Genomic DNA, 24157 nt, shown 5'->3' on the forward strand with positions numbered 1-24157 from the left:
GGTTGCAGCCGACCCGGCGCAGGTTCATTGTGACGCCATGAACGCACCGCTGACTCTGACCTCGAAATCCCCATTCGACACTGCTGAAGTTGCCACCAAACTGGGTGGCGCATTGCAGTCTGGCGATACTATCCTGCTTGAAGGTACCATCGGCAGCGGCAAAACCCATTTCGCACGCGCATTGATCCAATCTCTTCTGTCCGCACCCGAAGATGTGCCTTCGCCGACCTTTACTCTAGTTCAGGTTTACGAGACGCAGCTTGGTGAAGTCTGGCATTCAGATCTCTATCGTCTTTCTGCCGTGGAAGAGATCGAAGAGCTGGGGCTGGTCGACGCCTTCGACGCCGGCATTTGCCTGATCGAGTGGCCTGAAAAGCTGGGTCCCCTGACGCCAGAGCCGGCCTTACTGATCCGGTTCACCACAGACGCCAACGAACAAGATACGCGACAACTTAAGATGTCGTGGACAGACCCGAAATGGAACGCCAAGCTGGAGGGGATCCAATGACGAACCGGGCCATTCTGGCAGAAGCCTTGATCGCGCAGACACCATGGAACGGCGCACGGCATACGCCTTTGGCGGGTGATGCCTCGAACCGCCGGTACGAGCGTCTGACCGACCCTGCCACCGGCCGGACCGCCGTTTTGATGGATGCTCCGCCCGACAAGGGCGAAGCTGTTGAACCCTTCGTGCGTATGTCGAAGTACCTGCGTTCCATTGGGTTGAGTGCGCCGGAAATCTACGCCGAGGACTGCGAATACGGGTTTCTGTTGCTCGAAGATTTGGGCGACGATCTGTTCGCACGCGTCTTGCGGGACGATCCGACGCTTGAGCGCACGCTGTATGACGCCGCAACCGATGTACTTGTCCATCTTCACGCGGCGCCGACGCTTTCGCTCGACAGTTACGACCCCGCTATGATGACCGAATTGGCGGCGCTATCGTTCACGAAATATGCGCAAGGCATTCTTGGATCGCACGACGACGAGGCCCGCGCCCGGTTCGAGCTGCGCTTTGCGGATATCCTGCACCGGGAAACCGGCGGAACACGGGTTGTTGTGCAACGCGATTACCACGCAGAAAACCTGATCTGGCTGCCCGAGCGCGAAGGTCTGGCGCGCGTCGGTCTGCTGGATTTCCAAAGCGCGATGCTGGGGCATCCCGCCTATGATTTGATGTCACTGCTACAGGATGTGCGTCGGACTGTGCCCGCCGGGATCGAGATGCGGATGATCGACCGCTATATCACCGCAACCGGCGTCGATGGGCATGATTTCCGCACCGCATATGCTGTTCTGGGCGCACAGCGTAACCTGCGCATTCTGGGCGGTTTTGCCCGGTTGGCGACCGATTATGGAAAGCCACACTACGTCGACCTGATCCCGGCTGCGTGGGCACATTTGATGCGCGATCTCGAACATCCCGCGTTGGTGCCGGTGGCAGACCTGTTGCGCAGCGCCCTGCCCGCCCCAAACCCCGAGAACCTGGCAAAGCTGAGGGCGCAATGACCGGCACCCCCCAAGCTGCAATGCTGTTTGCCGCGGGCTTTGGTACTCGCATGGGTGTCCTGACCAAAGACCGGCCCAAACCGCTGATCGAGGTGGCCGGGCGGCCCCTGATTGATCACGCACTGGATCTGGTCGATGCGCTAAGGCCGTTGCGGGTTGTTGCCAACCTGCACTACCACGCTGATCAGTTGGCTGATCATCTGGCGGGCTGCGACGTTATGATATCGCGGGAAGAACCGCGCATTTTGGATACTGGTGGTGGGCTGCGCGCAGCGCTACCTCTGCTTGGATCCGATCCCGTATACACCTTGAACAGCGACGCGATCTGGGCTGGGCCCAACCCACTGAATTTACTGAAGGATCATTGGAATCCGGATAAAATGGATGCGCTGCTGATGTGCGTTCCAGTTGGGCAAACCCTTGGCCACACAGGCCCTGGTGACTTCACTCAGGACAGCACAGGGCGGATCGTCCGCGGTGCCGGTCTTGTTTACGGCGGGGTACAAATTCTGAAAACCGAAGGGCTACATGACATCGCTGAGGACGTGTTTTCATTGAACGTATTGTGGGATCGAATGCTGCAGCAAAAGCGCCTGTTCGCACTGTCTTACCCCGGTCGCTGGTGCGATGTGGGGCGTCCCGAGGGTATTGATCTGGCCGAGGGGCTGATTGCCGATGTTTGAGCCCAGCGCCCTACCCCGGGTATTCGCCATTCCTCCGGGCGCGGATTTCCCCAAGGTGCTGGTTGACGGTCTGCATGAGCGATTTGAGGGGCAGCCGCCCGATGCGCTGGCCCGGGTACAACTGGTAATCAACACCCGCCGGATGGCGCGCCGGGTGCGCGATCTGTTTGATCAAGGTCCCGCTTGCCTGTTGCCACGCCTCTCTTTGGTCACAGATCTTGGCGAAAGCGCCGATCTGGCGCAGATCCCACCCGCAATCCCGCCTCTGCGTCGCAGGCTGGAGCTGACGCAGCTGATCGCAAAACTACTGGACCAGCAACCCGATCTGGCGGCCCGGTCCTCGCTGTTCGATCTGTCTGACAGTCTGGCCGGGCTGATCGACGAGATGCAGGGGGAAGGTGTCTCGCCCGATGCGATCAGGCAACTGGATGTCAGCGACATGTCCGGCCATTGGGCACGGGCGCAGGCCTTTATCGGCATCGCCGATCAGTTCATGGAATCCGGTTCGGACGCGCTGGATGCGCAGGCCCGACAGCGGCGCGTAGTCGAGAACCTGATCGCGCGCTGGGAGGCGTCGCCGCCCGAACATCCTGTCATTCTGGCAGGCTCTACCGGGTCTCGCGGGACCACCCTGATGCTGATGCAGGCGGTTGCGCGTCTGCCTCAGGGGGCGCTGGTGCTGCCTGGCTATGATTTCGACCAGCCTGAACATGTTTGGAGCAATCTGGATAACCCGCTGACATCTGAGGATCATCCTCAATACCGGTTCCGCAAGCTGATGCTTGGGCTAGGGCTTGGCCCGGATCAAATCCGGCCATGGACCACGGATCAGGCCCCTTCACCTGCCCGTAACAAGCTGATTTCGCTTGCATTGCGCCCTGCCCCGGTCACCGACGCATGGATGACTGAAGGCCCGCTCCTGCCCGACCTGAACGGTGCGACCAAGGATGTGACGCTGATCGAGGCGCCCTCGCCCCGGGCCGAGGCCTTGGCCATTGCGCTACGCCTACGGCAAGCGGCCGAGACCGGCCAGACCGCCGCGCTAATCACCCCCGACCGGATGCTAACCCGGCAGGTCAGCGCCGCACTGGACCGGTGGAATATCCTGCCCGATGACAGCGCGGGCCTGCCACTGCAGCTGTCTCCGCCCGGGCGGTTCCTACGCCATGTCGCCGGGCTGTTCGCGCGCCGCCTGGATGGCGAGGCTCTGCTGACGCTGCTCAAACACCCACTGTGCCATGACGGGGGCGACCGGGGCAGCCACCTGCTGCATACCCGCGATCTTGAGCTTGACCTGCGTCGCTATGGCCCGCCCTTTCCCGACAGCGCCAGCCTGACCGCTTTCGCCATTCGTACTGAAGCGCCCGAGGACTGGGTCCGCTGGGTTACCGAGACTTTTTGCGATCAATACGACCCCGCCGAAAAGCCACTGTCGGACTGGGTCGCCCGGCTTCGCACGCTGGCCGAGATGATCTCGGCAGGTGCAACCGGTGAATCCGGCACATTGTGGGACAAGAACGCGGGCCAGAAGGCGCTTGCGGTGATCTCCACTTTGGAGGCCGAAGCACAGCATGGCGGTGCGATGACCGCCCATGACTTTGCCGACCTTCTGGGCGCGTTGTTGGCAGGTGAAGAAGTCCGCGACCGTGATGCACCTCACCCGCATCTGATGATCTGGGGCACCCTGGAAGCGCGCGTTCAGGGTGCGGATCTGCTAATTCTGGGTGGCTTGAACGAAGGCAGCTGGCCCGAGGCTGCGGCACCCGACCCCTGGCTGAACCGTCAGATGCGCAATGAGGCCGGTCTTTTACTGCCCGAACGCAGGATCGGTCTGTCCGCGCATGACTTCCAGCAGGCGGCAGGTGCGGCAGAGGTGGTTTTGACCCGCGCTACCCGCTCGGATGATGCGGAAACTGTACCATCCCGTTGGCTGAACCGCATGACCAACCTGTTGCTAGGCCTGCCTGAACAGGGTGGAACTAGCGCGTTAGAAGCAATGCATGCGCGGGGCCAACGGTGGTTGGATTGGGCAGAGATGCTGGAACATGCACCCCGAATCGCACCCGCGCACCGCCCGTCGCCACGACCACCCGTCGCGGCGCGGCCACGGCGGCTATCGGTGACCGAAATCAAACGCCTGATCCGCGATCCGTACGCCATATATGCCCGGCATATCCTGCGATTGAGACAACTGGACCCGCTGGTTCAGGCGCCAGATGCCCTGCTACGCGGTATCGTCATCCACGAGGTGATGGAACAATTCGTGCGCGACAGCGTTCTGGATCCGGCTTTATTGACCCGAGAAAATTTCCTGAAACGCGCCAAAGCTTTGCTGGACGACCACGTTGCCTGGCCAACTGCCCGAAAGCTGTGGCTGGCGCGGCTAGAGCGGATTACCGATAGCTTTCTGTCCGCCGAGATTCAGCGCCGCGCCGATGGCGGGCCTGTGGCTTTTGAGGTTGGGATGCGCCTGACGTTGACGCCGCTGGACTTCACCATTGCCGGACGTGCCGACCGAATCGATCGAAGCGGGCAGGGGGCCTTGCGTATCATCGACTACAAGACGGGCACTCCGCCGACGGAAAGTCAGCAAGCCAAATTCGACAAACAACTGCTGATCGAAGCTGCAATGGCCGAGCAGGGCGGTATCGAAGGATTCGATCCGCTTCCCGTTGCACAGGCGATCTTCATTGGCATGGGCGGCACCTATAAAGAAGTGCCCGCACCGCTGCAGAAAGAGCCGACCGACAAGGTGCTGGCCGAACTGAAAGAGCTCATTTCAGCCTATTTAGAGCCTGATCAGGGGTTCTCTTCACGCAGGATGCTGCACAAGGACACAGATATAGGGGACTATGATCACCTCGCCCGGTTCGGCGAGTGGGATCGTTCGACGGAAACCGAACCGGAGGACCTGACATGACCCCCCGCAATGATGCCACCGAACGGCAGGTTCAGGCCGCGCGCCCGGACGCCTCAACCTGGCTGGCGGCCAATGCGGGCTCGGGCAAGACCCGGGTGCTGACTGACCGGGTGGCACGGCTGTTGCTGGATGGCGTACAGCCGCAGCATATCCTGTGCCTGACCTATACCAAGGCCGCGGCCAGCGAGATGCAGAACCGGTTGTTCAAACGTCTTGGCAAATGGGCAATGTTGGGCGACGGCGACCTTCAGGCTGAGTTGGTCGAACTTGGCGTACCAGGCCTGATCGATCCCGACCGGTTGGCGCAAGCACGGACCCTGTTTGCCCGCGCTATTGAGACGCCTGGTGGACTGAAAATCCAAACGATCCACTCCTTCTGTGCTTCGCTGCTGCGACGGTTCCCGCTTGAGGCAGGGGTCAGCCCTCAATTCTCCGAAATGGAAGACCGGGCTGCGGCGTTGCTGCGCGAAGAGATCATTGAAAGTTTTGCCGACGGCCCTCAGGCCGAATTGATCGAAGACGTTGCCCGCTTTGTCACCGATACCGGTTTTGACAAACTGACTGCCGCTGTTGCGCAGAAACGAAATCAGTTTGAACATGTGCTGCAATGGCCGGACATTCTGCAACGGTTTGATCTGCCCGAAGGTTTTGATGAACAGGTCCTGCTGCGTAACGTGTTTCTGGGCGGTGAGGTCGAACTGATCCAGTCCATTTTACCCGCGCTTTCGGAAAGCGGAGGGAACAATGCCAAGGCCGCCGACAAGCTTGTCGGCTTTACCGACGCCCGGCTGAGCAAACTGACGATACTTGAAAACGTCCTATTGACGGGTAAGGGCGCGAAAGAGCCCTTTGCCGCAAAACTCAACAGCTTTCCAACCAAGGCGCTGCGTGAAGGGGTGCTGGCAGATCGGATGCCCCAGCTCGAGGCCCTGATGCTGCGGGTTGAAGCCGCGCGGGAACAACGACTGGCGCTGGTTGCGGCCCAGAAAACCCATGTATTACATCGCTTTGCCGCGGCCTTCCTTCCGGAATACGAGCGGCGCAAGCAGGTTAGGGGTTGGCTGGATTTTGATGACCTGATCCTGCGCGCACGTCAGGTGCTGAACGACCCGGCGGTCGCAGAATGGGTGCTGTACCGGCTCGACGGTGGCATCGATCACATTCTGGTGGACGAAGCGCAGGACACCAGCCCGGATCAATGGGACGTGATCGAAAAATTGGCTCAGGAATTTACCAGCGGGGAAGGGGCCCGATCCGGAGTTGAACGCACGATCTTTGTGGTCGGCGACAAGAAACAGTCGATCTATTCCTTCCAGGGCGCCGACCCGCAAGCCTTTGACCAGATGCAGGCCGAATTTGGGCGGAAACTTCGAGAATCAGGCTCTAAACTGTGGGATTCAACGCTGGAATATTCGTTCCGCTCGTCCAGCGCGATCCTTGGGCTGGTCGATATACTGTTCGAAAACCATGTAGGGGCCGGGTTCCACAAGGATGCCTTACACCGGGCATTCAAGGCCGATCTTCCTGGGCGCGTCGACCTATGGCCGGTGATCGAGAAAGTTGAAGACGAGGATGACAGCGATTGGACCGATCCCGTTGATCGACCCGGCGCACGGCATCACACCGTCATTCTGGCAGAACAGGTTGCCCGGTCAATCAAGGATATGATCAGGAATGGCGCTACCATTTCCGATGATGGCGATGCGTCGGGGACATTTGTCCGGCGCAAAGTGCAACCCCGCGACTTTCTGATCCTTGTCCAACGCCGCTCGGACCTGTTTGCCGAGATCATTCGCGCCTGCAAAAGCGAGGGTCTGCCCATCGCGGGGGCAGATCGCCTGAAGGTGGGCGCGGAACTGGCGGTCAAGGATCTGGCTGCTTTGCTGAGCTTTCTGGCCACACCCGAAGACAGCCTATCCCTGGCGACAGTCCTGAAATCCCCACTGTTTGGCTGGACGGAACAACAGTTGTTCGATCTGGCTCATCGCAGGGAGGAAACTTATCTATGGGCAGCGTTGCGCAATCGTGCCGAGGAGTTCCCGGTAACGCTTGCGATTCTGAACGACCTACGCGGTCAAACCGACTTTCTGCGTCCTTATGATCTGATCGAACGTATCCTGACGCGCCATGACGGGCGACGCAAACTGCTGGGCCGGCTTGGGGCCGAGGCTGAGGATGGTATCAACGCGTTACTGTCGCAGGCGCTGGCCTATGAACGGACAGATATCCCAAGCCTCACCGGTTTTCTGGTCTGGATGCAAACCGACGATCTGGAGATCAAGCGCCAGATGAGCGGTGTCGGCAATATGATCAGGGTGATGACCGTTCATGGCTCAAAAGGATTGGAATCACCGATCGTAATCCTGCCGGACACTGGTAAACGACAGCCACCACGAGATGCCGAGATCATGATGGCGGGCGATACTCCGTTGTGGAAAGTGCCTTCTGATGCCTCACCTGCATTGATCGCAGCTGCGCGCCAAGAAGCCAGAACGCGCGAGGAGAATGAGCGGCTGAGGCTTCTATATGTGGCTCTAACACGGGCAGAAAAGTGGCTAATAGTGGCGGCCGCCGGGGATGTAGGCAAGGATGGCAACAGTTGGTATCAGATGGTTGAGGCCGCGATGGCGCGGGCAGGGGCTACTCATGTTCCCGGCACCCAGACCCTTCGACTGGCGCATGGAGATTGGGAGGCTTTGCCTGCCGTTGAACAGGGCAGCATCCCGCACAACGAACAGCATTTGCCTGTATTTTTTGACCACCCCGCGCCAAATCTACCCGCGCCAGCCGAAACGCTCAGCCCCTCTGATCTAGGGGGTGCGAAGGCCTTGCCCGGAGATGCGGGGCAGGATGAAGAGGCGGCGAAACGACGCGGATCGCAGCTGCACCTGTTGCTCGAACATCTTCCTGCTGCCGCACAGGATCAATGGCCGCAGCTTTGCGCACGGCTTCTGGCCGATATGCAAGATGTTGAGCGGCAAGATCTGCTGACTGAGGCCACATCGGTGCTGACGGCCGAATATCTGAAACCGGTCTTTGGCTCGGATGCGCTGACCGAGGTTTCGGTCTCTGCCGATCTGAACGGCACACGAATGCATGGGGTCATCGACCGGCTGATTATCACGGATAAAGAGGTGCATGTAATTGATTTCAAATCCAATGCGACTGTTCCGACCGGGCCAGAATCCTGCCCCGAAGGGCTGTTGCGCCAGATGGCGGCCTACGCCCATGCCCTGTCGCAAATCTATCCCAATCACAGTATCCGCACCGCTATCTTGTGGACGCGAACCGCGCACCTGATGTGGTTGCCACACGATATGGTGACGGACGCCCTGACACCGAACCCTATATCTTGACCTTGCCCGGTGCCGCACCTAGGTTCTGAGCCCAAGCATTCCCAGTCAGGAGACAGACATGTCGACCGTAGCCGTTACCGACGACACCTTTGACGCCGAAGTCAAGAATTCCGATATCCCCGTCGTGGTGGATTTCTGGGCCGAGTGGTGCGGCCCCTGTAAGCAGATCGGCCCCGCCCTGGAAGAGCTGGCCAGCGAATATGGTGGCAAGGTGAAGATTGCCAAGGTCGATGTCGACAGCAACCCAAACTCAGCCGCGGCCATGGGCGTGCGCGGCATTCCGGCGCTGTTCATTTTCAAAGACGGTCAGGTGGTTTCGAACCGCGCTGGCGCGGCCCCGAAGGCGGCCCTGCAAAGCTGGATCGACGAGTCGATCTGACCTTCGCTAGTGTGTGAACGAAAAAAAGGCGCCCCGCATTGGGCGCCTTTTTTGTGAAAGCCACTGCGTGACAAGAGTTTAGACTCACTTGATGGTCCACCTCACCGATACTCCCGCGCCGTCTTTGTGGGTAAATGTAACGGTGTCGTCTGCGATTGAAACCACCTGACAGTCGCGGGGCATCACTTCACCGACGATCACGATTCTCCGACAGTAATACCTGTCTTTCCACTCCCACGTGCCGCTGATACTGCCACCTTTCGGGCCTTTGCCCTCAACCGTGCCGTCCTTGTGAATAGTCACCCAGGTTTCGCCCTGAACCAGCTTCTTATCAACGATCAGGTTCATAAATTTCGCTTTGTTTTCTATGACTTCAGCGGATACGCCTGGCGCCAGAAGTCCAAACAACAACAATGATGACATGAGCCGAAAATACGTCATGGAATCAAACCTTTCATAGATCGTGTGCTTAAACAGACAGAATTCTAGTCGATAGCGGCGGTACACACCAAACATTCGGGTTTCGTGGTTTGGCCGGATGCAGTTCACTGTACTGGTTCTTTCAATTCGCAAGAACTCGTGCAGATTGTCGGGTCATCAGGAATAAGGAGGCGACATGCCCAAAACTCGGGTATTGGTGGAATTCGGTATGGGTACGTCGCTTCGGCGCGAAGACTATACCGAAGCAGCGCTGCGCGCGCTCAAGGATGCGCTCTGGCATAACTCGATCAATATGGCGGAATTGTTCGGATTCCCGAAAGAGGCCATGATCATCGACGCGGAAATCGGAGTACAGCAACCGGACCGGGTGGATTCGCAGGCGTTGAAGGCCATTTTCCCCTACGGCCAGCCCAACATCACGGTCACACATGGTGGCTTGGATATCGACAAACCCCATTCTGAAGGTCGCACGGTGATCGCCAACGCCGCGATCGTTGTCTCATTTGATATGGAGCCCGCCCGATGACGGAAAAACGCATCATTCTGGAGATGGGGACCGGCAACGACCTGTATGGTCAGGACTATACCAAGGCCGCGCGCCGCGCTGTTCAGGACGCGCTGCACCACTCGTCCATCACGCTGTTTTCCAAACTGGGCATCAGTCATGAGGAGATGCGCGTTGAGGTCACGATTGGCGTTCAACAGCCTGAGAAGGTTGATTGTGATCTTGTCGCCTCGGATCTGCCGCGGGGCCGCGCCTCGGTTCGGGCGGTCAAAGGGGGACTGGATGTCGAGGATGCCGAGGCGGGTACCCGGCATGTCGTAGCCACTGCTGCAGTTGAGGCTTATCTGCCTGATCTCGCAGGTAAATTCGTCGAAAGCTGAAAAAGAAAAAGCCGCTCAATCGAGCGGCTCATCTTATAAGTGTTCAAATCCTGGATCAGAACTTGGAGATATCAGCGCGGGTCAGCCCGACGTCTTCCAGCTGCTCGTCGCTCAGTTGCGACAGTTCGTTGCGTGTCTGATATGATTTGTACCATTCGACAACGTTTTCGAATGCATGAGAGAATGCGTCCACTGCGTGCAGGATGGTGACTGCTCCGCGCGGCGCATGGGTTTTTGCGATTGCGTTTGCCATGTGCTTAGTCCTTTTAACAGAAACAGCCGACCCGTTGTCGGTTGTAAGCCTCATGTAACTCCGGCGGCTGAGTCTCACAAATGCTGACTCAACAGCCCCGGTTTGCGTTTACTGCATATCTTTTGGGCAGTTTTAGAACCGGTTGCGCAGAACCCGTGCCCGGCCCATATATGGCAGCACGGATAACGGAGGCATTCATGGCAGACAGCGATTTTCCCGGATGGCACGGCACCACTATTATTGGCGTCAAGAAGGGCGGGCAGGTTGTCATCGCCGGGGACGGGCAGGTCAGCCTGGGCCAAACCGTGATCAAGGGCACTGCGCGAAAGGTGCGTCGCCTGACACCGGGCGGGTTCGAAGTGGTCGCCGGATTCGCCGGATCTACGGCGGATGCGTTCACGCTGCTGGAACGTCTGGAAGCCAAGCTTGAGGCGACGCCCGGCCAACTGGCGCGTGCTTCGGTCGAGCTGGCCAAGGACTGGCGCACCGACAAGTATCTGCAGAAGCTCGAGGCGATGCTGATTGTGACCGACGGCGAGGATCTGCTCGTGATCACTGGGGCAGGGGACGTGCTTGAGCCGGAACACAACGTCGCTGCAATCGGGTCGGGCGGCAACTTTGCCCTGGCGGCGGCCCGTGCGATGATGGATAGCGACAAACCAGCCGAGGATGTAGCGCGTGAAGCTATGGCAATTGCTGCGGATATCTGCGTGTATACCAACGGCAATCTGACGGTTGAGACGATCGGGTCATGAGTGCGGTTCTGGCAGCGATATTTGGTGGGCTGATTGGCGGTATTGTTGGGCCGATTGTGCTTGAGGAATATCGGAACCGGAAGCACGCCAAGACATGGAAAGAGCCTCGCAAGAAGCTGCTTGAGTCCATGTTGAGAGATACGAAGTACAAGTTCAAAACTCTGGAACGACTCAGCAGAACAATTGGCTGCACCGAAGATCAGACACGCTCACTATTGATCGAGCTGGAAGCCAGAGGCGCTGTTTCAAAGAAGACCAAAAAGGAAATTTGGGCACTGATCGAGCGCGCGCCATTACAGGAAAGCCAGCGCAAACTTGACGAAGAAGAAATTGAGGAAGAGCAGGAGTAGGTGACCCTTTCCGCTCTATCGGCTGCTCTTTACGCCAATAGCGCTTTGATCTCTTTCCCCTTCCACCTCAAATGCATCCCGATCAGGCCCATCAGGGCAGTGACAATGACGATATAATACGGCACGCGGATGTCGATGCTCATCAATCCGCCTCCGATCAGGGACATGATACCGCCTGCTAGGCAGAACACGGCTGTGGTCACGCCCATGACCCAGCCCTGATCCGTTTCGGCAACGCTGGATGAGAACAGGCCTAGCAGCGTCGGGTAAGAAACGCCGAAGAAGAAGTAGAAGAAAAAGACCGGAATATAGCTCAGTACCCCGCTGGGGCTGAATGCGAAGGCAAAGCCACAGATCACCATGGTGACCAACGAGGTGTAGATGATCTGGTGCTTGCTGAACCTCTCTTGCGCTGGTTTCACAAGGAAGGTGCTGGAAAAGGCCAGCGCAACGCCAATGACCACCATCGCCATGCTGCCCCCTATTACGCCATAACCCCACGCGCTGGTCAGGAAGTTGTCGACGAATACATAGAAAGTAACGTTGGCGACCATGAACAGGGCATAAACTGGCATGATTTTCAAAACCAACGGGTGTTCGCGCACAGCTAGGAGGCTGTCGGTTATGTCGCGGGGGCGGAAGACGAAGGGTTCGCGCTCGGTTCTGGTATCCTTGAAGAACGCGGTCACAAGAAAGATTGCAATCAGGACCAGCACAAACGCCCCGTAGAAAGGCGTTTTCAATGTCGCCGCGCTGCCCAATAAGGCTGCATCGGACAGAACCGCGCCTATGATCGGTCCTCCGACCAAGCCAAAGCTGACACCGGTCACAATATAACCCATGTTGCGGTCGCGGTCGGCAGCGTCGGTGCTGCCATCGATCATTGCCGCCTGCGCAATGGGCTGATTGCCGGCGGTAAATCCGGTGATCGACCGGCCGATGATCAGCAATAGCAGGCTGTTAAGATAAAGCGCGGCGATCGTCAGGGCGTAACCGACCAACGCCCCGGTCAAACAGACCAGAAGAGCATTCTTGCGCCCGATAGAGTCAGAAACTTTCGAGACATAGACCACCCCCAGAAACCAAGACAGGAAGAAGCAGCCGATCACCAGACCATAATAAAAGTGCCTTGTGCCCATGGCTGTGCTTTCCGGCAAGAAGCCGGACTTCGTTTCCATGATCAGGGAGTTGATGATGGGAAACACCAGCCCTTGTCCGATCAGGTCAACAAAGACCACAAACAGCAGGGTGATCTTGGCAATCTTGGTCATGAAAACGCCCCCAGTTCCAATATCTTGGGGCGAGTGTAACAGACAGTTGCCCTGTCACCTAACGGCGTGTCAGAGGCCGGAAAGCCCGACCCCTGAAGGGTGTGATTACTTCAACGAAGCAACTCCCAGCGGGACGCCGGCAACCTCGCACCAAATGTAAACTTCGTTGTAGCCCGAGACATCCATGGTTGGTGGCACGGCATAGGATTGCTTGCCGGTCAGGTGCAGCAGCGCGCCCAGTTTGCTGTCTGGGGCGTATGTGCCGTCCTTGCCAAATGCGACACGCGGGTCGGGGCCGTTGTCCAGCGAAAAGTCGTCGCCCAGTTCAACGATGTAACGCTCGCCATCTTTGACCAGTTTTACCGAACCGGTAGTGACGTGGTTCGAGCGGCCTTCAAATGTGCCTTTCTTTTTTGCGCCACCGGCCAGGGCAGCGGTGGTGCCGACCAAAGACAGGGCCGCGCCGGTAGCTGCAGCTTTCACAAAAAGCGAACGACGAGTCATCATGATGAGGTATCTCCCTAATGTCATACGGACGCAGAGTCCGTCGCGAAAGGTTATGCCGCAGACGCTGTGCATCTGGCGATTCACATCACCACGAAATTCCGTGTGCTGCCCGTGAGTTGCCGTGATCTTCTCGTGATCGGCTTGTGTTTTCGCGCCGTATGATTAGGTTCCGCTGCGAAACATACGGATAGAACACATATGACCGACCTGACCCCGCGCGAGATTGTCTCGGAACTGGACCGCTTTATTATCGGGCAGAAAGACGCGAAACGCGCCGTCGCCGTGGCGCTACGCAACCGCTGGCGGCGCAAGCAGTTGCCAGATGACATCCGCGATGAGGTCTATCCAAAAAACATTCTGATGATCGGACCCACCGGCGTTGGCAAGACCGAGATCAGCCGCCGTCTGGCCAAACTGGCCCGCGCACCCTTCATCAAGGTTGAAGCCACCAAATTCACCGAGGTCGGCTATGTCGGTCGGGACGTTGAACAGATCGTGCGTGATCTGGCTGACGCCGCAATCCTGCAAACCCGCGAGTATATGCGCGAGGATGTCAAAGCCCGCGCCCATCAGGCCGCCGAGGATCGCGTGATCGAGGCGATTGCTGGAACCGACGCCCGCGAAGCGACGCGGGAGATGTTCCGTAAGAAGCTGAAAGCGGGTGAGCTGGACGATACCGAAATCGAGTTGGAACTGTCAGATACCACGAACCCGATGCCGATGTTCGATATACCGGGCCAGCCGGGTGGTCAGATGGGGATGATGAATCTGGGTGATATCTTCGGCAAGGCCTTCGGTGGAAGGACCGTCAAGAAACGCATGACTGTCGCTGAAAGCTATGAGGCCTTAATTGGGGAAGAGGCCGACAAGTTGCTGGATGATGAAACCGTCAACCGGGTGGCTTTGGAAGCGGTCGAACAGAACGGCATCGTGTTTCTGGATGAAATCGACAAAGTCTGCGCCCGATCCGATGCGCGCGGAGGCGATGTCAGCCGGGAAGGGGTTCAGCGCGACCTGCTGCCTCTGATCGAGGGCACCACTGTCAGCACCAAACATGGCCCTGTGAAAACCGACCATATCCTTTTCATTGCATCCGGTGCGTTTCACATCGCCAAGCCCTCGGACCTGCTGCCAGAACTTCAGGGCCGCTTGCCGATACGCGTGGAACTGCGCGCCCTGACAGAAGAGGATTTCGTACGTATCCTGACCGAGACCGACAACGCTCTGACCCTGCAGTATACTGCCCTGATGGGCACTGAAGAGGTCACGGTCAGTTTCACCGAAGACGGGATCGCAGCCTTGGCCCGGATTGCGGCGGATGTGAACCAAAGCATCGAGAATATCGGTGCGCGGCGGCTTTACACGGTGATGGAGCGCGTGTTCGAAGAGCTTTCGTTCACCGCACCGGATCAGGCAGGGGCTGAGATCACCGTCGATGCAGGTTTCGTGAACGACAATCTTGGCGAGCTGACAAAATCCACAGACCTCAGCCGTTACGTTTTGTAACAGGTGCCAGCCGGATTTTGCCAATGAGTCGTGCCCTCAGGCTGGACGCGGGGCGGGAATACGGTAGCGTAGCCCTGTAACTTCACAGGGGCAGAGCGTGCTGCGCTATTTCATCATCATTGTGACGCTGTCTGTGCTGACCGCCTGTGCGGATCGGTCTATCACAGAGATCACACCCGAAGCCCTTAGGGTCGGCACCCCCGCCACGGTCTTTGCCGCCACTACCCGTGCGCGCGAGCCGGATGGCAGCTACGGAGCTAACCGTGCCGAGGCACTTCGTTACCTTGAGATGACCGTCTCGATTCCGCCGTCGCACACGCCGGGTGACCTCGAGTTCTCATACGCGAACCCGAATCCGAACAAACAGTTTGTCGTGGCCGATGTTACCGAGTTCTCGGGTCCGCAGGATCTGAAGTCCCGTCTGCGTGGCGTGGATGACGTGGTCATCTTTGTTCACGGGTATAACGCCACGCAGACCGAGACCGCATTTCGGGCCGCTCAGCTGAGCCATGATATCGGTATCCCCGGAACCATTCTGATTTATTCCTGGCCCAGTAAGGCGCGCGGCACCGGTTACGCTTATGATCTGGACAGTATGCTGTTTGCCCGAGACGGGCTGGAACAGACCATTAGATTGCTCAAATCAATGGGCGTAAAGCGGGTCGTCCTGATAGCGCATTCGATGGGCAGCGCCCTATCGATGGAGATGATGCGGCAAGCCGAACTGCGCGAGCCGGGATGGGCAAGCCGCAATCTTGAGGGGGTCATCCTGATCTCACCTGATCTGGATGTGGATCTGTTCCGATCCCAGATGAACAGCATCAAGAGCCCGCCCGACCCGTTTGTGGTGATGGTGTCCCAGAAGGACAAGATTCTGAACCTGTCGGCTCGGCTGCGCGGCACCGCGGACAGTCAGAGGTTGGGTAATATTAGTTCGGTCGACGCGTTGGCCGAATATCCGATCAGCGTGATCGACACGACTGCATTCAACAGCGATGCGGGATCATCTCATTTCGTGGCGGCGACGTCTCCGGCGCTGCTGGCCATTCTCAGTTCAGTCCGCCGAGTCAGCAACACCTTTGGCCCCGACCGGCCTGGCATCGATGTCCTTGTCCCACCCAGCGAGCGCAGCGCAGATGGCGCGACCGAGATTGTGCTGACCGAGACCGGACAGGCGCAGGTTAGCGCGCCCTGATCAGGCACGCATTCGATGATCGGGGTCCAGCGATGGGATCGCATCCAGCAACCGCTTGGTATAGTCTTGCTTGGGTGCGGCAAACAGTTCGCGCGTCGGGGCGCTTTCGACGATCTTGCCGTGATACATCACGACCACAAAATCGCAGGTATGGGCCACAACCGACAGATCGTGGCTGATGAACATGAAGGTCAGGCCCATATCTCGCTGAAGGGATTTCAGCAGGTTCAGGATATCCGCCTGAATCGACACGTCCAGCGCCGCCACGCATTCATCGGCAACTACAAAACGCGGGTTGCAGGCCAGAGCCCGCGCGATAGAAATCCGCTGACGCTGACCGCCCGAAAACGCGTGCGGATAGCGTCGCAGATGTTCAAGGTTCAACCGGCATTTGCCCGCAATCTCGCGAACCCGCGCATCGGTTTCCTCACGCGATGCGGTCAGGCCCATCACATCCAGCGGTTCGGCTATGATATCACGCACGGTCATCCGAGGACTAAGCGCCGCGTAAGGGTCCTGAAAAATCAACTGAGCCCGACGGCGATAGGACTTGAGATCGGTTGCTGACATTTTGGTCAGATCGAACCGCTCTTCACCATCATCATAGCTTGCGCCACCGCTGGTGATTGGAACCGCATTCAGCAATGCGCGGCCGAGTGTTGTCTTGCCCGAGCCGGACTCGCCGACCACCCCAACAAAAGCCCCTCGCGGGATTTCGATCGAGACGTTGTCGACCGCCTTCAGCGTGCGCTTGTTAAACAACCCGCCACCAAGGGGAAATTCGACTGACAGGTTTTCGGTTTTGATCAATGCGTTTGTCATGGCTGGCCTGGCACGTCTTCGGGGAAAATGGCTGCGAAATGGCCGGGGCTGACCTCGGTCAAGGGTGGGCGTTCCGTTTCATATCGCGATCCGGGTTTGAGTTCCGGGTTGCGTGGATGGAACACGCAGCCTGATGGCCGCTCCAGAGGTGAGGGGATATCGCCGGGGATCGGGGTTAGCGGTGCGTCCAGATCATCGAGTTTGGGTAACGCGTTCAGCAGGCCACGCGTATAGGCATGTGCCGGATGGCGGATCACTTCACGCACAGGTCCGCTTTCCATGATCCGACCCAGATACATCACCGCAACCCGGTCGGCGGTTTGGGCGACGACGCTTAGGTCATGGGTGATGAAGACGATGCCCATGCCGAACTCGGCCACCAGATCCTTCATCAGATCCAAAACCTGAGCCTGAATGGTCACGTCCAGCGCCGTTGTCGGCTCATCCGCGATCAGCAGTTTGGGCTTGGTCGAAAGCGCCATGGCGATCATCGCCCGCTGACGCATCCCGCCCGACAATTCGAAAGCGTATTGGTTGAACCGGGCCGCTGGTTCAAGGATACCCACCCGGTCCAGCATTTCGATCGATAGTTCTTTGGCCTGCTTTTTGCTGAGATCCGTGTGGATCAGCAACTGTTCAACCATCTGCTTGCCGATGGTGATCGCGGGGGCAAAGCTGGCCATCGGCTCTTGAAAGATCATACTGATCGCCCCGCCGCGCACAATCTCCATGTCCTTGGGCCGCTTCAGCGCCATGATATCAACCGGGCCGCTGTCGAGATGCAGATCGATCCGGCTTTCCGGTGCATAGATCGCGTTGGGTGGATTCAGTTTCATCAGTGATTTTGCTGTCACTGATTTCCCTGATCCACTTTCGCCGACCAGCCCGAGCACCTCGCCTGGGGCGAGTGAAAACGAAACATCCTCAACCGCCGTGATCAACCCTTCATCGGTTTTGAACTGAACGGACAGGTTTTCGACATCGATCAAGCTCATTTGCGGGTCTCCGAATAAGGATCAGCCGCATCGCGCAGGCCATCGCCAACGAACACGAAAGACATCACGAGAACGACAAAGAAGATGACCGGGATGAAATACCATTGGTAATTCAGCAGAACATCCGCCTTGGTCACATTCTGCAACATCACGCCAAGTGAGTTGACCGGATCTTTCAGCCCCAGCCCGATAAAGCTGAGCGCGGTTTCGCTGAGGACCATATAGGGGAACGAGATCACCAGATCGACGATGATGTAACTGGTGAAGCTGGGCAGCAGATGACGCCGGATGATGTGGCCCGGCGATGCACCGCAAAGCTTTGCCGCAAGCACATATTCCTGATTGCGTTCGGTCAACAGATGGGTGCGAACTCGCCGTGCTAAAGTAGGCCAGCCGACCAATCCCAATATGGCTGTGATGACAAAGAATCTTGTTTCGGCCGACCATTCCGGCGGGATAAAGGCCGCAATCGCCATGAACAGAGGTATGGCCGGAACCGTACGGATCGCATCGGTGATCATTTGGATCACACTGTCGACCATTCCACCGTAATATCCTGCCACCCCTCCGATCGCGAGCGCCAGCACGAACGAAATCATCACCCCAAGCGTTCCGACCTGTAGCGACGTCCAAACCGCATGCAGTGTACGGCTGAAGATATCCTTGCCGGCACTGTCGGTTCCGAACAGGTGAACATAGCCCTGATCGACACCAAACAGATGGATGTTACCGGGAATGACTCCAAACAGCTTATATTTGTCGCCCCGAACGAAGAACTGGATATATCGGCGTTCATCCTCGTTCACTTTCTCGACCCAGCGGAAATTGGTCGCCAACGAGCGTTCGCGAGTTACCCCGTGCAGGAACGGGCGGATCGAGCAGCCATTCTTGTCGCAGAATCTTGGAATCTGCGGGGCTCCGTTCAGATAGTCTTTGTCACGCCCTGCGGCGGTCGGATCGTAAGGCGACAGGAACGGAGCAAAGATGCCCGACAGGATCAGGACGACCAGAACTGTGGCCGCAATCATCGCCGCGCGCTGTTTCTTGAATCGGGCCCAGATCAACTGACGCTGCGAGGCGGTGAAATAGGCTTCTTTTGCCTTTTGGTTGTCGATTGTCGCAGTCATCTGGTCACCTGAGGATACTTTTGCGCACGCGCGGATCAATCACCGCAAGCAGAATGTCGGTGAAGAAATTCAACGTTACGATTGATGCCGTCAGCAGAAAGATGATGGCCCCCGCAAGTTGCTGATCATTGGACCGCGCCAACGCTTCAAGCAAAAGCGCACCGGCTTCAGTCAATGTCAGGATCAGCGCCACAATGGGCAGTTCGTTGAAGATCCGGTTCAGGTCAAAGCCAAGGCTGTTGACGATCGGCCCCAGCGCATGACGGGCCGGATAGCGCCATAACAGTCGGCGGCCATAAATGCCCCGCGCGGCAGCAGCGGTGACATACAGCTTCCCGATCTCATCCGACATCAACGCGCGCACGGTCTGCAGCGCAAAGGCTGTGGCCGACCAGCCCAGAATGAAGATCGGCAGCCAGGCGTGTTTCAGCAAATCGAGGAACTTGCCCCAAGACCAAGGCGCTTCTTTATACTCCGGCGAGAACAGCCCGGTCAGTGTCTCGCCGAAATAAACGGTTGAAACCAGCATCACCATCAGGGCCAGCAGGAAGTTCGGCATCGCCAGACCCAGATAGCTGACGATCCGCAGCGAGTTGTTCAATACTGCACTGCGCGAGGCGGCAGAAATGATGCCCACAGGGATTGCAATGGCATAAGCCAGCGTCAAAGCGCCAAGGCAGATCCACAGCGACAGCCAGAACTTGTCGCCCAGCAGCTGTGCAATATTCACCCGCAGGATGCAGCTTTCGCCGAAATCGCCACGAAATGCCCCTGACAACCAAGTGGCCCATCGGGTCAGGAACGGTTGATCCAACCCCAGTCGGGCGCGTTCTGCTGCAACGTCAGCAACGGTGATCGCGGACCCTTGGGTGTTTTTATACGCCAAATAGCGCTCGGCACAGTCACCGGGCACCAGTTCCATCAGTGAAAAAACAATCAGCGATACGATGACCAAAGTGACCAACGCCATAACCGCCCGGGTGGCGGCAAATCTGCAGAATTGCAACATATCTGTCCCCGCGGGATGCGCGAAGGCGGGCGCGGGCGCCCACCTTCTTATCTTCTCAACCTTATTCGCTCAGCCACCACTGGGCGGGGCGGTAAGGATAGGTCCGATAGAACTCGTAAGACTGCGTTTTGAACTCGGTAAAGTTCTGCAGGTTGTTCGAGTGATAGATCGGGGCAGGAGCATTCACGGTACCCAGGAACAGCAGCTCGCCGGTCATGATCTCGACCATCTTCTGCGCGGCGGATACTGACGCATCAGAGCCGGGTGCACTGGACTGATAGGTGTCCAATGCAGTCTTCAGATCCGCGACCCAAGCCGGTGGTTCAACTCCGTTTTCACCGTTTGAGCTGATATATTCAGCCCAGAGCATACCTGTACGTACGTCGAAATAGCCATCAAACGGAGGCACCCAGATCTCGCTGTCCCCGAGGATCGACCCGGCTGGCTGGCTCTTCAGCCATAGGCCCATATCCAGCGAGTTGGCCGTTTGTGCGGCGCGGAATTCGTCGGATGTCACCTCTTTGATCGCGGTGTTGACGCCAACGTCTTTCCAGTTCTGAGCAATCAGTTCCACCAATTGCGCCGAAGCTGGCTGGGTCGAGAACTGCCAATCCAGAACAAACGGATCACCATTCGGCAAGTCGCGGAAGCCATCACCGTCCTTGTCGACAAGACCGACTTCGTCCAGCAGCGCATTGGCGCGCTCTGCGTCGAATTCGATCTCATGGTTCGACCATTTTTCGTCGATGAAATCGGGACGTGGCGAGAAGCCGATGTACTGTGTCGGTGTTCCCAGACCAAAAGCCACAACCTCGTTCAGCTGGTTGCGATCCATAGCAACAGACATCGCAGTTCTGAACCGGATATCGTTAAAGATCGCGCGCTTGGCCTCGTCTTCTGCGGTCACGTTGAAGGTCAGAACCGGATAACCGATCGAAGGCTTCACCTCGACCGTGTAGTTACCGTTCTCCTGACCTTCGAGCAGCACCGGAGCGGATGTCAGGTTAACACCCTGCGATTTGTAATCGACCTCGCCATTCAGCAGCTTAAGGGTGCGAACTTCTTCGTCCGGAACGTAAGTTTCATCCATTTCCGAAATGTAGGGAAGCTGGTTACCCTGCGTATCGACCTGGAAGAAATAGGGGTTGGCCACGTAGTGACGACCCTCGGTGCTCTCCTTCACAAGGATATGGCTCTCCAGCGTCGGCATGGTATCGGTGGGAAGACCCGCCAGTTTGTCACCGGCTGTCAGCATCGGAGATGGCGTATCCATCCAGTCCGAGTTGCCATAATAGGCCTTGATCAGCTCGTACCCGTTTTCATAACCAAGCGCCTGCGCGTTGGCGTCGGCGTTGTCATCCAACGCCGGGTGGAACTTTTCAAAGAAATGCTTGGGCTGGTAGGGCTGCACATAGGTGAACGAGAATGTCTCGGTCAGGCCAGGCTTGGGCGCGGCAAGGGTAAAGCGGACAGTGGTGTCGTCCAGCGCTTCGACCTTCATGGGCTCACCGCCCGCCAGCGCATAATCCTTCGCTTCGGCGATGACATTGGTGTCCATCATCAGGTTATCGTACCAGAAGACGATATCCGCCGCCGTAAATGGCGCGCCATCCGACCACTTGTGGCCTTCACGCAGATTCACGGTCAGCACGGTGAAGTCATCGTTCCATTCCCAGGATTTCGCCACGTTGGGCACCAGGGTCTGCAGGTCGTCGGAATAGCGGAACAGGTTGACGTGACGCACCGAAAGGAAGTCCGAGGTGCCGCTTTCTGTGGCGTTGGAGAGCGCGTCCAGAACACCGCCATACTGACCTATCGAGTCATAGGGTACGATGACCAACGGGTCAGCCGGCAGACGATCTGCCACGGCCGCAAGATCGCCATTGCCACGGATCATGCCGTTCAGATCCCCAATAGCCGGGTTTTCGGCAAAGCTGAGCGTACAGTTTGCAGCTGATTGAAACTCGGACAGATCAAACTGCTGAGGATAAGCACCGGTTGCGACGCCCTGCATATCCGCGACGGTTGCAGCAGGACAATTGGCCCAGGCCGCGCCCCCGATTGTGGCAAAGGCCACACCAGACATAAGAAGCTTTTTCATGTTTTCTCCCTAGGTTTTGTTTATTTCGTTTTGCGTTTCCGAGAGCCCGATTTGCCCGCTTTGCTTTCGGAGGTTTCTTTGTTCTTTTTTTGCTTCCGGGGCTCTGTTTCATCTGGCCCGGATTTGACATCGTATTGCGATGCAATGTGCGCTTGGACCCCAGCTTGCTTGAGAACGGGTGCAAACGCATCAGGTGGCGCGATATCGGTCACCAGATCCGTCACCTTGTCGAACGGGCAAGACACGTTGGCTGCCTTTGCACCGAATTTGGTGTGGTCCGCTGCAACGATCATGCGATGCGTGTTCCCTTGCAGCGCACGGGTCAGATCCGCCTCCAGCGGGTTCGAGGCCAATACGCCTCCAACCAGCGACAGTGCATCCGCGCCGCAGATCACCGCGTCATAGCTGTACTGACACGCGAGTTCTTCAGCCGCACGGCCAAAACTGCCTCGCTCGGACCGGATTACTTCGCCCCCTGCCAGAACGGCGCGCGTGCCATTGTGATCGGCCAGGGATGCGACAACTGACAAAGAGTTGCTAACGACGGTCAAACCCCGCAGCTCACGTAGTTGCTCGGCCACATGAGTCATGGTCGAGCCAACGGTGATGAACAACACCATCTCGTCCTCAAGCAACCCGCAGACCCGCTTGGCGATGTTGGTTTTCTCGTCGGCATTATACTCCAGCGCGCCCGAAAACATCGGTGTATCCTGTGCTCGAGACAGAAATGTGCCGCCATGCACACGCTCAACCTTGTTCGCGCGCGCCAGCGCCTTGACCAAACGACGCACCGTTTCCTCAGAGACGTCCATGATCTGGGCGATCTGAGTGTTGCGCGCTGACCCCCCCAGCCGCGCAAGGACATCCAGCAGCTCTCGGCCACGATGTGGGATGGTTACGCTATCATCATCCATTTTCAGACTCGGTCACATTTTCGCGCAAAAATCCACAATAAATGTAAATCTTTTGCGACAATTTTGGTTTTTTTGCCTTTTCCGGTCAACATGGCACAACAAACCTGCAGTTTCATGCGGCGTGACAGGTGGATTTCAGATCTCTCGCAAGAATCATTCAACTCATCCCAGCATGTGTTCATGACGACAATGCGATCAGCGTCACGCCAGCAGCCATCATCACGGCCGCCAGAAGGCGTCGCATGGGATTGCCTTCACTCAAGAACAGAAATCCGATTAGGGCCGCGAAGATCACTGAGGTTTCGCGTAAGGCTGACACGACGCCAAGCGGAGCGAAATTCTTGGCATAAAGCACTAGGCCGTAAGCCGTCATCGACACCATTCCGCCTGCAATCCCGATCACCCAGATGCGCAGAGGCAAATCAAGCACACGCGCGCCTCGCCGTAGCGCGACAAAGCCCACAACAAAGATATGCAGAACCGAATGCCAGGCCCAATAGCTCAGGATGTTGCCTGACACCCGCACGCCCAGGCCATCCACAAGCGAGTAGATGGAAATAAAGCAGCCCGTTCCCAATGCGAAAACAAGCGATGCCCTACCGACCCCTTGCCTCAAAACCGACCAGCTGGACAGTTGAATGCCGGTGGCAATCACCGCGATCCCAATCCAGGCCTGCGTCGGCAGATGTTCGCCCGCGAATATCACGGCCCAAAGAGCGACCAGCGCAGGAACCACACCGCGCGCGATCGGGTACACCACACTGAGATCACCATGCCGGTAGGCCTGATTCAGCATGTAGAAATATCCGAAATGAACAACGGTCGAACCTGCCAGATATGGCAGGCTCTCGATATTCGGCAGCGGCAGAACCGCCACCATCAGCGCCCCCGGGATAACGTGTCCCAGCGCAACCAGACCCAGCGTGACTGTTCGGTCAGCGGCCGTTTTTACAACCGTGTTCCAGATCGCATGCAGCAACGCGGCCGCAAGGATTATGAGAACGATTTCAGCGCTCACTGTCAGATCGCCGTATTAAACAGCTCAGTGATGTTTTGTTGGTTGAGTTGGATCGGATTCCCTCCGCATGAGGGGTCGATGATTGCGCCCTGGACCAGTTCGGGGATGGCGGCTTTGGTGACGCCGAGGTCGGAGAGTTTGCGGGGGATGGCGAGGCTGTC

Annotated in this window: 23 protein-coding genes and 1 pseudogene; 12 read left to right on the plus strand and 12 right to left on the minus strand. The window is 57.7% G+C overall.

Annotation, left to right across the window (positions count from 1 at the left end):
- The first annotated feature begins 37 nt into the window (after window positions 1–37).
- Genes tsaE through trxA form a run of 6 tightly spaced genes read left to right on the plus strand, consistent with a single transcriptional unit; the run spans window position 38 to window position 8847 of the window.
- A complete protein-coding gene (tsaE, locus tag ACR0KC_RS19980) occupies window positions 38–508 on the plus strand; it encodes a tRNA (adenosine(37)-N6)-threonylcarbamoyltransferase complex ATPase subunit type 1 TsaE (protein WP_170407927.1) in 471 nt (156 codons plus the stop codon).
- On the plus strand, window positions 505–1509 hold the full coding sequence (locus tag ACR0KC_RS19985) for a phosphotransferase (protein WP_170425366.1): 1005 nt from the start codon (window positions 505–507) through the stop codon (window positions 1507–1509). Before tsaE ends, ACR0KC_RS19985 begins: the two co-directional genes overlap by 4 nt.
- On the plus strand, window positions 1506–2192 hold the full coding sequence (locus ACR0KC_RS19990) for a nucleotidyltransferase family protein (protein WP_480707481.1): 687 nt from the start codon (window positions 1506–1508) through the stop codon (window positions 2190–2192). Before ACR0KC_RS19985 ends, ACR0KC_RS19990 begins: the two co-directional genes overlap by 4 nt.
- On the plus strand, window positions 2185–5112 hold the full coding sequence (gene addB, locus ACR0KC_RS19995; RefSeq protein ID WP_480772181.1) for a double-strand break repair protein AddB: 2928 nt from the start codon (window positions 2185–2187) through the stop codon (window positions 5110–5112). The genes ACR0KC_RS19990 and addB overlap by 8 nt, the downstream gene beginning before the upstream one ends.
- Complete coding sequence (gene addA / locus ACR0KC_RS20000; protein WP_480707484.1) at window positions 5109–8468, plus strand: double-strand break repair helicase AddA; 3360 nt, start codon at window positions 5109–5111, stop codon at window positions 8466–8468. Before addB ends, addA begins: the two co-directional genes overlap by 4 nt.
- A gap of 58 nt (window positions 8469–8526) precedes the next feature.
- Window positions 8527–8847 (plus strand): thioredoxin, encoded by a 321-nt coding sequence (gene trxA / locus ACR0KC_RS20005; RefSeq protein ID WP_170397826.1) that lies wholly within the window; start codon window positions 8527–8529, stop codon window positions 8845–8847.
- A gap of 84 nt (window positions 8848–8931) precedes the next feature.
- On the opposite strand, the gene ACR0KC_RS20010 is transcribed toward trxA, so the two are convergent.
- Entirely contained in the window at window positions 8932–9195 is a 264-nt protein-coding gene (locus ACR0KC_RS20010) for a hypothetical protein (RefSeq protein WP_170425357.1), read from the minus strand.
- 268 nt (window positions 9196–9463) lie between these two features.
- Between ACR0KC_RS20010 and ACR0KC_RS20015 the strand changes: the two genes are divergently transcribed.
- Complete coding sequence (locus ACR0KC_RS20015) at window positions 9464–9814, plus strand: Lin0512 family protein (protein WP_170625360.1); 351 nt, start codon at window positions 9464–9466, stop codon at window positions 9812–9814.
- Window positions 9811–10173: a Lin0512 family protein gene (locus ACR0KC_RS20020; RefSeq protein ID WP_170407917.1), complete on the plus strand. Its 363-nt coding sequence runs from the start codon at window positions 9811–9813 to the stop codon at window positions 10171–10173. The genes ACR0KC_RS20015 and ACR0KC_RS20020 overlap by 4 nt, the downstream gene beginning before the upstream one ends.
- Window positions 10174–10228: 55 nt before the next feature.
- On the opposite strand, the gene ACR0KC_RS20025 is transcribed toward ACR0KC_RS20020, so the two are convergent.
- Window positions 10229–10426 carry a DUF1127 domain-containing protein gene (locus tag ACR0KC_RS20025; protein WP_170397815.1) on the minus strand — a complete coding sequence of 66 codons (198 nt, stop codon included), beginning with the start codon at window positions 10424–10426 and terminating at the stop codon, window positions 10229–10231.
- Between the two features lie 197 nt (window positions 10427–10623).
- On the opposite strand from ACR0KC_RS20025, the gene hslV reads away from it, so the two are divergent.
- Both hslV and ACR0KC_RS20035 read left to right on the plus strand, forming a co-directional pair.
- Window positions 10624–11181, plus strand: a complete 558-nt coding sequence (gene hslV, locus ACR0KC_RS20030; RefSeq protein WP_170566574.1) for an ATP-dependent protease subunit HslV — start codon at window positions 10624–10626, stop codon at window positions 11179–11181.
- Window positions 11178–11531, plus strand: a complete 354-nt coding sequence (locus ACR0KC_RS20035) for a hypothetical protein (RefSeq protein ID WP_170425354.1) — start codon at window positions 11178–11180, stop codon at window positions 11529–11531. The genes hslV and ACR0KC_RS20035 overlap by 4 nt, the downstream gene beginning before the upstream one ends.
- Before the next feature lie 29 nt (window positions 11532–11560).
- On the opposite strand, the gene ACR0KC_RS20040 is transcribed toward ACR0KC_RS20035, so the two are convergent.
- Both ACR0KC_RS20040 and ACR0KC_RS20045 read right to left on the minus strand, forming a co-directional pair.
- Window positions 11561–12802: an MFS transporter gene (locus ACR0KC_RS20040; RefSeq protein WP_170733761.1), complete on the minus strand. Its 1242-nt coding sequence runs from the start codon at window positions 12800–12802 to the stop codon at window positions 11561–11563.
- Between the two features lie 105 nt (window positions 12803–12907).
- On the minus strand, window positions 12908–13309 hold the full coding sequence (locus ACR0KC_RS20045) for a DM13 domain-containing protein (RefSeq protein WP_170397803.1): 402 nt from the start codon (window positions 13307–13309) through the stop codon (window positions 12908–12910).
- A gap of 198 nt (window positions 13310–13507) precedes the next feature.
- Here ACR0KC_RS20045 and hslU point away from each other — a divergent pair, with 198 nt between their 5' ends.
- Together hslU and ACR0KC_RS20055 are read left to right on the plus strand one after the other, a co-directional pair.
- Window positions 13508–14815, plus strand: a complete 1308-nt coding sequence (hslU, locus tag ACR0KC_RS20050) for an ATP-dependent protease ATPase subunit HslU (protein ID WP_170425348.1) — start codon at window positions 13508–13510, stop codon at window positions 14813–14815.
- 97 nt (window positions 14816–14912) lie between these two features.
- Window positions 14913–16010, plus strand: a complete 1098-nt coding sequence (locus tag ACR0KC_RS20055; protein WP_480707486.1) for an alpha/beta hydrolase — start codon at window positions 14913–14915, stop codon at window positions 16008–16010.
- On the opposite strand, the gene ACR0KC_RS20060 is transcribed toward ACR0KC_RS20055, so the two are convergent.
- The 8 genes and pseudogenes from ACR0KC_RS20060 to ACR0KC_RS20095 form a co-directional block, all read right to left on the minus strand.
- Window positions 16011–16832: an ATP-binding cassette domain-containing protein gene (locus tag ACR0KC_RS20060; RefSeq protein WP_170594923.1), complete on the minus strand. Its 822-nt coding sequence runs from the start codon at window positions 16830–16832 to the stop codon at window positions 16011–16013.
- Window positions 16829–17827 carry an ABC transporter ATP-binding protein gene (locus tag ACR0KC_RS20065; RefSeq protein WP_170513428.1) on the minus strand — a complete coding sequence of 333 codons (999 nt, stop codon included), beginning with the start codon at window positions 17825–17827 and terminating at the stop codon, window positions 16829–16831. The genes ACR0KC_RS20060 and ACR0KC_RS20065 overlap by 4 nt, the downstream gene beginning before the upstream one ends.
- Window positions 17824–18954, minus strand: coding sequence for an ABC transporter permease (locus tag ACR0KC_RS20070; RefSeq protein ID WP_480707487.1), 1131 nt, complete (start codon window positions 18952–18954; stop codon window positions 17824–17826). The genes ACR0KC_RS20065 and ACR0KC_RS20070 overlap by 4 nt, the downstream gene beginning before the upstream one ends.
- A gap of 4 nt (window positions 18955–18958) precedes the next feature.
- Window positions 18959–19963, minus strand: a complete 1005-nt coding sequence (locus ACR0KC_RS20075; protein ID WP_170397787.1) for an ABC transporter permease — start codon at window positions 19961–19963, stop codon at window positions 18959–18961.
- A gap of 61 nt (window positions 19964–20024) precedes the next feature.
- Window positions 20025–22064 carry an ABC transporter substrate-binding protein gene (locus ACR0KC_RS20080; RefSeq protein ID WP_480772182.1) on the minus strand — a complete coding sequence of 680 codons (2040 nt, stop codon included), beginning with the start codon at window positions 22062–22064 and terminating at the stop codon, window positions 20025–20027.
- Window positions 22065–22084: 20 nt separating this feature from the next.
- On the minus strand, window positions 22085–22978 hold the full coding sequence (locus ACR0KC_RS20085) for a DeoR/GlpR family DNA-binding transcription regulator (RefSeq protein WP_480772183.1): 894 nt from the start codon (window positions 22976–22978) through the stop codon (window positions 22085–22087).
- 178 nt (window positions 22979–23156) lie between these two features.
- Window positions 23157–23996: an EamA family transporter gene (locus tag ACR0KC_RS20090; protein WP_480772184.1), complete on the minus strand. Its 840-nt coding sequence runs from the start codon at window positions 23994–23996 to the stop codon at window positions 23157–23159.
- Between the two features lie 2 nt (window positions 23997–23998).
- Window positions 23999–24157, minus strand: a pseudogene (locus ACR0KC_RS20095) (iron-containing alcohol dehydrogenase); the annotation flags it as partial.

The organism is Ruegeria sp. CF3, from assembly GCF_056537365.1.